This window comes from Haloarcula taiwanensis, from assembly GCA_002844335.1.
GTDB classification, from domain to species: domain Archaea; phylum Halobacteriota; class Halobacteria; order Halobacteriales; family Haloarculaceae; genus Haloarcula; species Haloarcula taiwanensis.
Genome location: CP019154.1, coordinates 885,799 through 899,164, shown reverse-complemented (window position 1 = coordinate 899,164; position 13,366 = coordinate 885,799). Strand labels below are relative to the sequence as shown.

Below are 13,366 nucleotides of genomic sequence, written 5' to 3'. Positions count from 1 at the left end.
ACTTCCTAGAAACGGGTGATATGGCTACTGACACGCGAAAAGTGATGCTGGGTGCTGCACTGCTGGTGATCAGCACTGTGCTCATCCTTGGTACAGGGGCAATCGACATCGGCATCCCGGCCGCCGCCGGAGCGCTTGCTGCACTGGGACTGGCCGCCGGTGCCCTCCTCGTTGGAACGTCAGAAGACGGTCGCCCGGTCTAACCGCCGATTTTTTCGATAACAACCCAAACACCGTAGCTGTGAGTCTGTCGAGCCACGGGAAGCCGCGGGAGGGCATGTCGCTCGTGGGTGAACCAGCAGTGGTCACAGCGGCAGCCCACATGCTGGCGTAGCTATAGCAGGAACCTGTCGGAATCGGCGCTCATGTCGATAAACCCATCAACGGCCGCTTTGAGGTCTTCGGAGGACGACTCCTCGAAGCCCATCGCTTCGACGCGACAGCCTTCGTGGCGGAGATACCGACAGACACGGGCGAAGTCCCCGTCACCGGTGCAGAGCACTACCGTATCGACGTGGTTCGCCAGCGAGACCGCGTCGAGGCTCATTCCGACATCCCAGTCCGCCTTCTTCGACCCGTCCTGAAATGTCTTGATGTCCTTGATGCGCGTCTCGAAGCCAATGTCGACGAGCGCTTCGAAAAACGTCTCTTCTTCGGGCGAGTCCGCCCGGATGACGTAGGCGATAGCACGAGTCAGTTCGCGGCCGTCAACGGCCTCTTCCAGTAGTGCCTCGTAGTCGATGTTCCGCGAGTAAAGACTCCGGGCAGTGTGGTAGAGGTTTTGCGCGTCGGCCAGTACGGCCACGCGCTGTCCCGGCTGGGAAACTGTCATATCAGGTATTGGCTATCGGCCCGAATATGCTTTCGGGATACAAACGTGAAACAGCGGCGCATTTATGCCCCAACTACCCAGTTGTTGTAGATTCAGCAGTTATACTCGCGGCCCGAATGTATCAATCTAGGGACCGGATATACGGTAGTGCAGCCGAACGATTTATTGGGTCAACCGTCTGTCAGTACGTATGATGACAATTCAACGAATGGTATTTCGTGAGCCAGAGGGGCGGCAGCAGGGTCTCCTCTTCTCACTCTTCTCACTCATCTGCATCCTTGCGTGGGTGTATTTCGGGATTGTACTCGACGGCCCTCACAATATGCTTTTTTTAGGCATCGCGTTCGGACTCTCTGGATTCGCTGAGTTCCTGCCCCCGGACCGACGGCGTGCAGCGGGCGCGCTGCGAACCCTCGGTCTCGGCACCCTCGTTCTCTTCGTGATTCTCCTCGTCTCTGTTCCAGAATCAATCTGGGGTTGAACGCGAGTAATCGGGTTTCAGTAAGATACCTGCCCACTGACCGGTTGTTTCAGACAACAGTGAGATAACTAAACCGTAGTCGCTCCGTCAACGCCCCGATAGCACTTTAGCTGGACCGTGAACGGCGGCAGCGAGAACACAAAAGCTAAGTCGGTCACACGCAGTTACTCGACCATGCGACAACGCCTTCAGTCCGGAACCGCCTCATGGCTCCCCGGTGAGGGCGTCGTCCGCGCAAAGCGCAAGCCAACGTTTTAGTGACTCGTGGCGGACGTGGCGACTCCGTCTCGGGTCGGGTCGTTTGACAACCAACAGCCGGCCGTCTCGGCCGGCCGTCGCACCGTTTCCGACCGGAGAACCGAACCCACAGCGACACTCGACACACAGCAATGACAGCTATCGACTTCCGCGGCGTGTTCCCGGCGATGTGCACGCCGTTTCACCAGGACGGCAGTATTGACTTCGAAACACTCAGAGAGGACGCTCAGCGGCTCGAATCCGCTGGTGTCGACGGCCTCGTTCCTGTCGGCTCGACCGGCGAGTCGGCGACGCTCTCACACGACGAACACATTGAGGTCGTCGAGGCGGTCATCGACGCCGTCGACGACGTGCCAGTCATCGCCGGCTCGGGCTCGAACAACACCAAGGAAGCGCTGGAGCTATCCCGGCGCTCCGCTGAAGCCGGTGCTGATGCTCTGTTGCTTATCTCGCCGTACTACAACAAGCCCGAACAGCAGGGGTTCATCGACCACTACACGACGCTGGCCGACGCCGTCGACTTGCCACAGATCGTCTACAACGTCCCCTCGCGGACGGGCCAGAATATCGAACCCGAGACGGCGGTCGAGCTCGCGTCGCATCCGAACATCCGGGCGTACAAGGCCGCGAGCGGCGACATGAACCAGATTTCAGAGATCATCGAGCGCACCCGGGACGAGGACTTCGCGGTGCTGTCCGGTGACGACGGGATGACGCTGCCGATGCTGTCGGTCGGCGGCACCGGCTGTATCTCCGTCTCGGCCAACATCGAACCGGAGCGCACCTGCGCGATGGTCGGCGCAGCGCTGTCTGGCGACTTCGAGCGCGCCCGCCAGATCCACCACGAACTCGGTCCGCTGTTCCGCGCGATGTTCGTCGAGACCAACCCCATTCCGGTCAAGGAGGCCATGCGGATCCGGGGCTACGGCCCGGCACATCTCCGCTCGCCGCTGACTCGCCTCTCGGACGAACACCTCGACCACCTGCGTGACGTACTCGCCACGCTCGAAACCGAGGATCTCGAAGACGAGTACGCGGAGGCCGAGCGATGACGCGGGTGGCGGTCAACGGCGTCACCGGCCAGATGGGTGGCGCTGTCATCGAGGCCGCCACCGACAGCGAGGTCGTGGTCGGCTTCGCCACCAGCGAGACGGATGCCGTCGAGGGCGTCCCGGTCGTCGACCCGGCCGACGCCGCCACGGCGCTCCGGGAGTACGACGTGGACGTTGTCGTCGACTTCGCCGTCCCCGAGGGCGCGCTGACCGTCGCCGAGGCCTGCGCCGAAACAGGCGTGCCGATGGTCGTCGGGACCACCGGCTTCGACGAGGACGGACTGGCTCGCCTGCAAGACGCAAGCGAGGTGATTCCGCTGCTGAAGGCGACCAATTTCTCGCAGGGGATTCAGGTCCTCCAGCGCCTCGTCAGCGAGGCTGTCGACACGCTCGAGGACTACGACCTCGAACTCATGGAGACCCACCACAACCGTAAGGTCGACGCCCCGTCGGGAACAGCCACCAGTATCCTCGACGTGATTCAGGAAGAGCGCGACGTTGAGCCGGTGTACGGCCGGGAGGGACACGCCCCGCGCGAGGCGGACGAAATCGGCGTGTTCGCCCGCCGTGCCGGCGATGTCCGCGGCGAGCACGAACTCGTGTTGGCCGGCAACGACGAAGTCCTCTCGCTCTCGCATCGGGCCGAAGACCGCGGCGTGTTCGCCGCCGGCGCACTCGATGCGGCGGCGTGGCTCGTCGGCCGTGATGCCGGCTGGTACGCCTTCGGCGACGTTGTAGACGCGTAATACGGGCTACGCTGCGCAGTACATACCCAATTATATGGACTAGTACACTGCGATAAATATTAGAAGAATACTTATATGCAGGTCTGTGCGACAATTTCGCATGGCTACGAACCAATCCGTTCGACTCCCCGCGTCTGACTGTCCCCGATGTGCAACCTCGTTCGAAGTAACGGCTCTGCGAATCAGTATGTGCCCGGAGTGCGGCTACATTCCCGGCCACGGGGCCGACTGAAGCGGGATTAGCTGGCGCCGAGGTCCTGGTACCTGGCCGCGAACTGGTTCGGTTGCACTGCTCGCGGTCGACCGCATCGAAACAGAACTGCGAACAGGACAATTACGTGTCGGCGGGCGGCGATACGAGGGTTACAGCTGTTCGAACGTCCACTTCTGGTTGTCACCACCGACGTAGCTGTACTGCTGAACGTTCGCGCCGTCAGACGTTGCGCCTGCCTCGACATCCAGCGCCTTTCCGCTGTGGCGTGCCAGCAGTCGGTAGGTGCCGTCGGCGTTCTCCGTGATGGCCCACTGCTGATTCTCGCCGCCGCTGTACTCGTACTGGTGGACGTTCGCGCCATCACCGGTCGCAGCCGCCTCGACGTCCAGCGCCTTCCCGCTGTGGACGGCTTCCAGTTTGTAGTAGCCGGTGCCGAGGTCAGTGACGACCCACTGCTGATTCTCACCGCCGCTGTACTCGTACTGGTGGACGTTCGTGCCGTCACTGGTCGAAGCGAACTCGACATCCAGCGCTTTCCCGCTGTTCTCGTTCCGGAGGACGTACGCTTCACCGGAGACGATGTCGTTCGTGTCACTGCCGTCGGACGGGACGATTCGCATCGCGGTCCCGCCGCTTGCGCCCATCGAGAGGGTCACGCTTTCACCTGCGGTCACGTCGTAGTCGCTGATGACGACCGCTGTCGGGTTGTTGTCAACACCAGCCTCGGCAGCGTCGGCGTACTCGGTGACAGTCCAGCCGTCAGTCTGACTCGACAGGAAATCGAGTGAGACGGTTACGTCGCGGGCAGTTCCGTCGGTCATCGCGCCGAGATACCACTCGCTGCCGCTGCGCTTGGCCGTGACAACGTAGTCCCCGACCTGGCCGTCGACAGCGACCGTCTCGTCCCAGCTCACGGGGACGGTCTCGATGAAGTCGAACTCCGGTTCGGTGTCGTAGTTCTCGGCGGCGGCGACGCTGTCGGTGAAGTCGGTGTAGGCAGCCGGGAACGGTGCGCCGGCACCCTGCTCGGTGACGCCGACGGTGTTGAGGTTGAAGCCACCGACATCGTTCGGCCCGAGTTTGATAGCGAGCCTGTTCGTGCCCGCGTCGAGTTGGACCGAGACTGTGTGGATGTCCCAGGTGTCCCAGTACGCGGTGAACGACGGCGTAAGTGTCTGCTCTGTGCTGTTGACGACGAGGGTTGCTTCGGGACTCCCGTTGTTTTGAACCGCTGTCGAATTGTCTTCCTGGTCGGCGGCATAGCGCAAGTGGAGGTCGTAGGTTCCGGCACTGGGGACATCTGTGACGGTGAAACGCACCGTCGCGCCCTCTGGCTCGCGGTTCGGATCGACTGGAACGTAGTGCGCGCCGAAGGCATTGCGCCAGCGGTCGGCAGTAATCATGCCGTTCAGTGTCCCTGATTGGGCCTGGACGAACTCACCGACTCCGAACGACTCGTCGATATATGCCTCCATCCGGTCGGCGGCCATCTGGATGCCGCCCAGATAGTTCGGGTACATCGCGAGCTGTTTGGCGCGCGTGGTCTGAATCTGGTCGCCTTCGCTGTCGTTGAACGTGATGTCGAAGATGCCGGGCTGGTAGCTCGTCGGACCGGCCAGCATCCGGGTAAAGGGGAGAAGGACGTGGTGGTCCCGACCGACGTTCGCACCCAGCGAGTCGAACCCGTCGTACTCCTGCGCCTTGACGACTTCGCGGGCCGCGACGTTCGGGTAGGTCCGGAGTTCCCCGGTTGGCTTGATGCCCTCGTGAATCTCCAGCATTTGCCGGTTCGCGGCGGCCTGCTGGATGACAAAGCGATGGTGGTTGACCGCAGTCTGACAGTGCTGGTTGTGCGACGGGGTCGAGCCGTCGCCATCGAAGCCCAGTCCGGGGTCCGAGACGTAGCCGTTCTTGATAGACCGGATGCCGGCGTTCTCGTAGCCCGAGAAGATGTTGTCGGTGTTGATTTCGTCCTCGTAAGTGACGATGTTTCCGGCCGTCTCGTTGTGCATCGTCATCTCGACGGGGTTCGAGCGGCTTGCACCGTAGTCGGTGACCTCCTGAACGTCGAAATCCGGATAGGATTCGTCGACGGCCATCTCCAGCCCGGTACCGTCCCCGGGGTAGGTGTCCCAGCCCTGATTCCACCCTTCGGCGAGCACACTGTCGATGCCGTGCTCGTCGGCGAACTTCATGTACCGCTTCATCCGCTCGGTCCGCGCTCCGTGGACGTATTCGGCGGGGTTGTTGCCGTTGCTCTCGATTTCACTGTCGCTTTTGTACTCCCAGTTGGCGCTGCCTGCGATCATGGTCCACCAGATACCGGTGTACTTCCGGCCACTTTCCAGCCAACTGGTGTCGGCTGTACCGTCCGAATTCGTCGGGAACACGCTCTCATCCAGCGGGTCAGCGAGCAGTGGCACCAGCTGTGATTCGACGAGATCGCCGGGCGAGGTCCCGATCTGGACAGTCCGCCAGGGCGTGACGTGCGGTGCCGACGCCGACACCTTGTTTCCGTCCGGGAGCGGGGCCAGGTCGACGGCCATCTCCTTGCTCCCGCTGTCGGACTGGGAGGCGAGTGCCATCGACGCGTAGTCGTCGAGGTTCGACTCGTGAACGCTGAGATACGTCCCGTCGCCGGCCGCCATCGTCAGCGGGGTGTGTGCACCGGCTCGAACGACGTTGTCGTTGGGACGGATCGTCTTATTCCCGGCCGGAATGTCGCTGAGCGAGCTTTCGGTGTACTCCTGCTCAAAGCGGGGATTGACGTACTCGTTCTCGATCCACCACGCGGTGTAATCGCCGCTGAAATTGAACTCCGTCGTCTCGCTGCTGATGGTGAAGTCGCCGAAGTCGTCGTCGAACGCGACGCGGAAGCCGAGGCCGTCGTTGAACACACGCACTTCGATGTTCGCCGACCGGCCGGGGCTCGCCGTTTCTTCCAGGCCGACCCGGAGATAGCTGTACTCCTCGGAGACTGTCGCGAAATCACCCCATTCCGGCTCCCACGTCTCTGTGGTGGTTCCGCTCTCGCTTCCCGTGACAGTGATGTCCGGTCCAGACCCGCTGACGGCTGTGCCAAAGGCCGCCTGGTCCGCGAACTCGAACCCGATCGGGGACGGAGCGATGTACGTCGTCCCGCCGAACGCAACCTCGTACTGCGGGACGCCCGAGGAGACATCGATAGTCACCGTAATAGTGCTATCTGGAGATGTCACCTGCTGGGTATCGGAAGCGTCACCAGCGGTTACCTGCGCTGCCACCGCATCGGGGACCTCCTTGGAGTACGCTGCGGCTGCCACCAGCCCTGAAAGACCGCTGAGGAAGTCACGCCGATTCACCGAACGATCGTGCCAATCGTCGTCAGTCATCCGGGTTGTAAATTTACAATAATCTTAATAAACTTTTTTCCAGGTCAGCTGACAGTCGTGCATCCTGGCGGTTATGTTACATTAAAACCATTTTCCGACCCCGGCAGTACTGTGCAGAAGCGGTCGCCCCGAGTCGAAACCCCGACAAGTAATACCATCCGAGAAATAGTGACTCTCATGAGCCTCAAAGCCGATATCGACGACCTCTGGCAACGGAAACAGGACGGCCTCTCAGCGGCCGACGCGACCGACGACCACCTCGCCATCCTCGACGAGTTCCTCGCGGCCCTGGAAGCCGGCGAGGTCCGCGCCGCGGAGAAGTCCGGCGGCGAGTGGGAAGCAAACGCCTGGGTCAAGCAGGGTATTCTGCTGAACTTCGGCCTCCGCGAGACGGTGGCCCGCGAGTACGGCGGCGTCGACTACCACGACGTACTGCCGCTGCGCGAGACCGCGGACCTCGGCGAGCGCGGGACCCGCAACACGCCGGACGGGACCGCCATCCGCCGGGGCGCGTACCTCGGCGAGGACTGCATCATGATGTCGCCCTCCTTCGTCAACATCGGGGCCTACGTCGGCGACGGCACGCTCGTCGACTCCTGTGACACCGTCGGTTCCTGCGCCCAGATCGGCGAGAACGTCAAGCTCGGCGCAAACACGCTCATCGGCGGCGTCCTCGAACCGGTCGAGAACGCGCCGGTCATCGTCGAGGACGAAGTATCGCTGGGTGCTGGCTGTCGCGTCACCAGCGGCTTTGTCGTCGGTGAGGGCTCGATTGTCGGCGAGAACACGCTCCTGACGCCGCGGATTCCCGTCTACGACCTCGTCGAGGACGAGGTGCTGTACGGCGAACTGCCGCCGGAGCGACGCGCATTCCAGCGGTTCGTCGACTCCTCCGTCGGCGAGAACGACCTCATCCCCGGGGGCGCGTACAAGCCCGCTGTCGTGGCGACTGACGTGGAGGAGGAGACGCTGGAAGCGACGGAGCGAGAGGACGCGCTTCGGGAGTAGCGAGGCGCGCGAACGCAGTGAGCGAGCCTCGACGGAACGGTGAGCGAAGCGAACCGTGGAGTAACGGGATGAACGGCGAAGCCGTGAGGCGCGACCGTCGGGAGCGGTTCTCGGTAGACGACGGGCGACCATCGTGAGCCGTGACGTGCCGTATCTGGGTGAGGGTGGGTACCCTCACCGGGCGTGCTGCTGTGGCCATGCGAACAAGCACCGGTTACCGCGGCGTGAACAATCGTCTGTATATTTGGTACCATATTACAAACTTTGTCGCATGAGCCAGGGACACACCGTCTCTCGCGTCTCGGCGGTGGCGAGGTACAGATGGGTCGCTGGCAGTGCAAGCGGGCTGGTCGCCGGCGTCGGCATGGGGTCGTGTTCCACGCGGGGCGAACCTCATGCCGTTCGTCGGGGCGCTGTACGGCTGGCCGACCGTCGTCGGCGGGTGGGTCGTCCACCTGCTGCACAGCGTCTTCGCGGGCCTGTTGTTCGCGTTCGTCGTCTCCCGGCCGGTGTTTCACGGCCAGATTGCATCCGTCGGTGAGAGCGTCGCGGCCGGCGTCGCCTTCGCCGCCGCCATCGGCCTGCTCTCGACGGGACTCCTGTTTCCGGTGTCGATGAGCGCGCTGGGGGTCCAGTCGTTCACCGAGCCGCTGGTCCCGCTGCCGGGCCTGCTCGGGAACTTCCTCGTCGTGGCGTCGTCCATCTCGTGTACGGCCTGCTGCTCGGCTAGACCTACACCACGGTCAGGGCGCGCGACGACCCGGAGCGCGTGGCGAGCGGGGCCTGACAGTGGCCGACGTGCCGTCGGCCGACGGGCACGAAGCCGGCGCGTCGCCGCTTTCGTCGCCGCTGGCCGGCGTCGTTGGGTCTCGAAACGGAACCCTTGTTAGCCGCCGACACCGTTGTTTCCTCAATGACCCACGACTCGCCGCCAGTCCGCCGTCTCGCGGACTGGGACCACGAGCGCCTGGAGGTAGTCGCCGCCGAGTACGGCACGCCGCTGTACGTCGTCGACCTCGACCGGGTCGCAGCAAACTACAAGCGGTTCGCTGCGGCGTTTCCCGACGCCCACGTAATGTACGCCGCGAAGGCCCACACTGGGCAGGCCGTCCTCTCGAAACTGCTCGAAGCCGGGGCCGACATCGAGTGTGCCGCCTGGGGCGAACTCCAGCGGGCCATCGACGCCGGCGCGGACCCGAATACGCTCCAGTACACGGCTGTCAACCCGCCGGATCGCGACCTCGACCGTGCCGTCGAGCTGGCCACCGAGAATCCCGGGCTGACGATTACAGGAGGTGCGCGGGACACCTTCGACCGCCTCGAAGAGCGGGGCTACGACGGACGGGTCGCCATCCGCATCAACCCCGGCATCGGCACGGGCCACCACGAGAAGGTCGCTACCGGCAAGGACGCGAAGTTCGGCATCCCCTACGACGAGGTCCCCGAGGTCGCCGCGGACGTACGCGAACGGTTCGATCTCGTCGGTCTGCATGCCCACGCCGGCAGCGGCGTCCTCCACGACGACCTAGACGACCACTGCCGGGCCATCGGGAAGGTCGCAGACATGGGTCGGGAGGTCATCGCCGACGGCGCGGCGCTAGACTTTGTCGACTTCGGCGGCGGCTTCGGCGTCCCGTACCGCGAGACGACCGAGCCGCTGGACATGGACGTGGTCGGCGAGAAGGTCCGCGAGGCCGTCGGCGATCTCGACGCGCAGGTCAAACTCGAACCCGGCCGCTACGTCGTCGCCGACGCCGAACTGATTCTGACCGAGGTCAACACGATCAAGGAGACGCCCGCGGCGACGGTCGTCGGCGTCGACGCCTCGCTGGCGACGCTCATCCGGCCGGCGATGTTCGGCTCCTACCACCCGATCCGGAACGTCACCGCGCCGGACCGGGAGACCGAACCGGTGTCTGTGGGCGGCCCCTGCTGTACGAGCGCCGACGTGTTCTGCACTGACCGGCCCGTCGCCCGACCCGAGCGGACCGACCTGCTGGCAATCGGCAACGCCGGCGCATACGGTTACGAACTGGCGAACCAGTTCCACTCCCAGCCCCGGCCAGCGGAGGTCGGCTTCGAGGGCGGCGAGACGCGAGTTGTCAGGAAGCGCGAGACACTGGCGGACGTGACCCGCATGGAACAGTAATGTCGTTCGACATCCCCTCGTTCCACCGGCGGGCCGTCGAAACGCCCTCCCACGAGCGCGTCGACGAGATGCGCTCGCTGCTGGTCGACACGCTGGAAGACGCCGGCGAGTACCCGGAGATAGACGACCTCGGCAACGTCATCGCCTCGCGAGGCGATCCCGACGGGACCCACATCCTCCTCAACACGCACATCGACACCGTGCCGCCGCATCTGCCCTACGAGCGGCGGACGGAGCCGCCGGGGCCGGGCGAAGCCGTCGACGGCACCGGCGGCGACGGTGACGGCGACATCGTCTGTGGCCGCGGGGCCTGTGACGCGAAAGGGCCACTCACGGCCCTGTTGGACGGGTTTCTCACCGTCACGCCCGACGACGGCCGGGTCACGCTGGCGGTTTCGACAGACGAGGAGACCACCCAGACCGGCGGGGCACACCTCGCCGAGACCGTCGACGCCGACGGCTACATCGTCGGCGAGCCGACCGGGCTCGACGTGTGTACGGCCGCCCGCGGGCAGTTCGAGGGGACCGTCACTATCCACGGTGAGAGCGCCCACGCCGCCGACCCCGGCAGCGGGCAGAACGCGATTCGGGCCGCCGCGCCGGTTCTGCAGGCGATGGAGGCATACGATGAAAAGAAAGGGCCAGGTGAACACGAGACGCTCGGCCACCCCATCCTCACGGCGTCGATGATAGAGGGCGGCGAGGCGACCAATCAGGTCCCGGCCGAATGTACCATCACATTCGACCGGCGCAGCGTCCCGCCGGAGACGAGCGAGACCTTCTGTGGCGACCTGCAGGCCCACCTCGAACAGTGGCTTCCGGAGTCCATGGGCCTCACCGTGGACCTCATCCGCCCGGACACGCCGTTCCCCGAGGCGTTTGCGACCGACACCGATGCGGAACTGGTCCGCACACTACAGGACGCCAGCGGCGGCGCAGTTCGGCAGTTCGGGGCCGCGACGGAGGCCTCGTACTTCGCCGAACACGGCCCGACCGTGGTGTTCGGCCCCGGCGACCTGGGCGACGAACTGGGTGCTGTCGCTCACTCGAAACGCGAGTACGTCCGCCTCTCCGATGTGCGAACTGCCGCACGAGCCGTGCGGGAGACGGTCGAACGACTTGTCTGAGGCGGCAAATTAGGACCTACGCCGACCGTCGCTGGACGAGGTCAGGGAGCGCTGTCGTCGCGTCTTCGTCTGTCACGCTATCGAACTCTTCGTAGTAGTCTGAAGTAGCCTGAAACGCTGTCGGTTTCAGCGGGACGATGACGTCGTCCGTCCACCGCTGGACCTCCTCAAGCACGTCCGGCGGCGCGACAGGGGCAGCGGCGATAACCTCGTTCGCACCTGCTTTCCGGAGACGTTGGATTGCGACGCGCATCGCCGCACCCGTCGGAATCCCGTCATCGACCAACAACACCCGTTTGCCGGCCACGTCAAGCGGCCCCCACGTCTCGCCGTAGTCGACCGCTCGTGACTCGACAGTGTCGCTCGCGTGAATCTTCGCCTCCTGAATGTACTCCCAGTTCACGTCCAGAAACCGCATCATCGGGCTGTTGATCCACGAGAAGCCACCCGGCGCAACGGCCCCGATAGTCAGTTCTGGATGGTTTGGGGCCTGTATGCGCTGTATTACAATGACGTCCATCGGGAGCCCAGTTTCGTCAGCGACCACGGTGCCGACAGGGACACCGTCCGGTGCGAGCGTGACGACGATATCGGCGACGGCATCCCGCCGGCGCAGCGCAGCCACGAGCTGTTGCGCCGCATCCGAGCGGTCTGTGAACATACCTCATCATATGGAATCGTACATCCTAATCATTCCGGTCAGTGGTCACCGTGACTGGCGGGCGAGCAGTCAGTGGCGTTCTCGGGCTCAGTCCTGCGGTGCCGGCTGGTCTGACTCCGGCCCAAGGTCTAGCGTCTCATCGACCTGTGTGTACGTCAGGACGAGTCCAACGAACGCGAGCGCGGCCCCGGCGGTGAAGGGCGTGCTGAACGAGCCGACGTTGTACAGCAGGCCCGACGCCAGCGGCCCGATAGCGACGCCGAGGCCGAACGCCATCGTCAGGACCGACAGCGTCGTTCCGGACCCGCGTGCGCCGGCCAGATCACCGGCAAGGGCAAGGGACGGAGCGAACACGAGCGCGACGGCGATGCCCTGAACGAACCGCGCCAGGAGCATGCTCCACGGTCCTGTCACGACACCCTGTGCAAACACCGACGGAACAAGGATGACGAACCCGGCGACGATGAACGGTCGCCGACCGAACCGGTCGCTCGCTCGGCCGATGGGGACCTGAAAGACGACGTTCGCGATGACGACGGCAGCAAACTGGACGCTGAAGAACAGCGTCGACTCGTCCAGTCGCATCCGAATCGGGCCTTCGAGGGTGGCAAACAGCGCGATAGTGGACGCCATCATGAAAGTCCCAACGCCGAGGACGAACACCGAATCCAGCCCCTCGCCTTCCCGGTCGAAGACGGCTATCGAGAGGTCCTTGCCCGCGTCGGCCTCGAACGGCGGGTCCCGAATCAGCGCCCAGACGAGGGCAAAGCTCACAACGGCGCCCAGTACGGCGATAGCGAAGGCGGCGGTGAAGCCAGATACCGCAGTGCCGGCGATTCGGTAGGTCACCACGTCGTTCGCCGCGAGTCCGCCGGTGATGACGACACCGGCGATAATCGGTCCGAAGCCAAAGCCGATGAGCCGAAAAGTGTTGAACACGCCGAAGTTCCCGCCGCGCTCGGCGTCACTCGCCGCGTAGTCGTTGACCAGTGCGACCGTCGCCGGAATCGTAAAGGCTGCACCGAGGCCCTGGAACGCCCGCGCGGCAAGCACCGTCCAGTACGAGGAGAGGAACGGGTAGGCCGCGCTACCGATGGCGAACAGCACCAGTCCGGTGAGGACGAACACCCGGCGCTTGCCGGTCCGGTCCGAGAGCCGCCCGGTGACGGGCTGGCCGAAGCTATTCAGCAGGCCAAACAGAGACAACACCAGCCCGATGAGCGTCTCTGTCTGGAGCGTGAATCCGAATATCTGCTGGCCGGCAATGCCGGCGAGAGACACTTGACCACTGGCGATGTACAGGGGGAGGACGATGATGAGAAACGAGTTGCCGAGCGCGTCTGCCATCCGGGCGAACGCCAGCGTCAGGACCCGCGTGTCAGTGCCGAGAACCATCTATCACTGACGAAGGCGGCCACACTCGTGATAGTTGCGTTCGCCGCGATGGGGCGTGACAACATGAAAACG

General features: G+C 64.1%; 11 protein-coding genes and 1 pseudogene. 8 read left to right on the top strand and 4 right to left on the bottom strand.

Annotated elements, in window-relative coordinates; all coding sequences use genetic code 11:
* Nucleotides 1-20: 20 nt before the first annotated feature.
* Complete coding sequence (locus BVU17_04655) at nt 21-203, top strand: hypothetical protein (protein AUG46841.1); 183 nt, start codon at nt 21-23, stop codon at nt 201-203.
* Nucleotides 204-334: 131 nt separating this feature from the next.
* On the opposite strand, the gene BVU17_04650 is transcribed toward BVU17_04655, so the two are convergent.
* The gene (locus tag BVU17_04650) at nt 335-832 is read right to left on the bottom strand and encodes an NYN domain-containing protein (GenBank protein AUG46840.1); all 498 of its coding nucleotides are present in this window, start codon (nt 830-832) and stop codon (nt 335-337) included.
* 193 nt (nt 833-1,025) lie between these two features.
* Between BVU17_04650 and BVU17_04645 the strand changes: the two genes are divergently transcribed.
* From BVU17_04645 to BVU17_04635, 3 genes are all read left to right on the top strand, one after another.
* Nucleotides 1,026-1,313, top strand: a complete 288-nt coding sequence (locus tag BVU17_04645; GenBank protein AUG48837.1) for a hypothetical protein — start codon at nt 1,026-1,028, stop codon at nt 1,311-1,313.
* Between the two features lie 389 nt (nt 1,314-1,702).
* A complete protein-coding gene (locus tag BVU17_04640; protein AUG46839.1) occupies nt 1,703-2,623 on the top strand; it encodes a 4-hydroxy-tetrahydrodipicolinate synthase in 921 nt (306 codons plus the stop codon).
* Nucleotides 2,620-3,369 carry a 4-hydroxy-tetrahydrodipicolinate reductase gene (locus BVU17_04635; protein ID AUG46838.1) on the top strand — a complete coding sequence of 250 codons (750 nt, stop codon included), beginning with the start codon at nt 2,620-2,622 and terminating at the stop codon, nt 3,367-3,369. The genes BVU17_04640 and BVU17_04635 overlap by 4 nt, the downstream gene beginning before the upstream one ends.
* A 363-nt stretch (nt 3,370-3,732) precedes the next feature.
* On the opposite strand, the gene BVU17_04630 is transcribed toward BVU17_04635, so the two are convergent.
* Nucleotides 3,733-6,954, bottom strand: coding sequence for an alpha-glucosidase (locus BVU17_04630; GenBank protein AUG46837.1), 3,222 nt, complete (start codon nt 6,952-6,954; stop codon nt 3,733-3,735).
* Nucleotides 6,955-7,131: 177 nt separating this feature from the next.
* On the opposite strand from BVU17_04630, the gene BVU17_04625 reads away from it, so the two are divergent.
* From BVU17_04625 to BVU17_04610, 4 genes and pseudogenes are all read left to right on the top strand, one after another.
* On the top strand, nt 7,132-7,962 hold the full coding sequence (locus BVU17_04625) for a 2,3,4,5-tetrahydropyridine-2,6-dicarboxylate N-succinyltransferase (protein AUG46836.1): 831 nt from the start codon (nt 7,132-7,134) through the stop codon (nt 7,960-7,962).
* 271 nt (nt 7,963-8,233) lie between these two features.
* Nucleotides 8,234-8,692, top strand: a pseudogene (locus BVU17_04620) (hypothetical protein).
* A 183-nt stretch (nt 8,693-8,875) separates the two neighbouring features.
* Nucleotides 8,876-10,111: a diaminopimelate decarboxylase gene (locus BVU17_04615; GenBank protein ID AUG46835.1), complete on the top strand. Its 1,236-nt coding sequence runs from the start codon at nt 8,876-8,878 to the stop codon at nt 10,109-10,111.
* Complete coding sequence (locus BVU17_04610) at nt 10,111-11,238, top strand: succinyl-diaminopimelate desuccinylase (protein AUG46834.1); 1,128 nt, start codon at nt 10,111-10,113, stop codon at nt 11,236-11,238. The genes BVU17_04615 and BVU17_04610 overlap by 1 nt, the downstream gene beginning before the upstream one ends.
* A gap of 16 nt (nt 11,239-11,254) precedes the next feature.
* Here the strand turns inward: BVU17_04610 and BVU17_04605 are convergent, their stop codons facing one another.
* Entirely contained in the window at nt 11,255-11,899 is a 645-nt protein-coding gene (locus BVU17_04605; protein AUG46833.1) for a phosphoribosyltransferase, read from the bottom strand.
* Between the two features lie 87 nt (nt 11,900-11,986).
* Complete coding sequence (locus tag BVU17_04600; GenBank protein AUG46832.1) at nt 11,987-13,294, bottom strand: MFS transporter; 1,308 nt, start codon at nt 13,292-13,294, stop codon at nt 11,987-11,989.
* Nucleotides 13,295-13,366 lie beyond the last annotated feature (72 nt).

Excerpts from the sequence above, each read along its gene's own strand:
- BVU17_04625 (AUG46836.1), top strand. The coding sequence starts at position 7,132 with ATGAGCCTCAAAGCCGATATCGACGACCTCTGGCAACGGAAACAGGAC.
- BVU17_04610 (AUG46834.1), top strand. The coding sequence starts at position 10,111 with ATGTCGTTCGACATCCCCTCGTTCCACCGGCGGGCCGTCGAAACGCCC.
- BVU17_04605 (AUG46833.1), bottom strand. The coding sequence starts at position 11,899 with ATGTTCACAGACCGCTCGGATGCGGCGCAACAGCTCGTGGCTGCGCTG.
- BVU17_04645 (AUG48837.1), top strand. The coding sequence starts at position 1,026 with ATGACAATTCAACGAATGGTATTTCGTGAGCCAGAGGGGCGGCAGCAG.
- BVU17_04630 (AUG46837.1), bottom strand. The coding sequence starts at position 6,954 with ATGACTGACGACGATTGGCACGATCGTTCGGTGAATCGGCGTGACTTC.
- BVU17_04635 (AUG46838.1), top strand. The coding sequence starts at position 2,620 with ATGACGCGGGTGGCGGTCAACGGCGTCACCGGCCAGATGGGTGGCGCT.
- BVU17_04600 (AUG46832.1), bottom strand. The coding sequence starts at position 13,294 with ATGGTTCTCGGCACTGACACGCGGGTCCTGACGCTGGCGTTCGCCCGG.
- BVU17_04650 (AUG46840.1), bottom strand. The coding sequence starts at position 832 with ATGACAGTTTCCCAGCCGGGACAGCGCGTGGCCGTACTGGCCGACGCG.
- BVU17_04655 (AUG46841.1), top strand. The coding sequence starts at position 21 with ATGGCTACTGACACGCGAAAAGTGATGCTGGGTGCTGCACTGCTGGTG.
- BVU17_04640 (AUG46839.1), top strand. The coding sequence starts at position 1,703 with ATGACAGCTATCGACTTCCGCGGCGTGTTCCCGGCGATGTGCACGCCG.
- BVU17_04615 (AUG46835.1), top strand. The coding sequence starts at position 8,876 with ATGACCCACGACTCGCCGCCAGTCCGCCGTCTCGCGGACTGGGACCAC.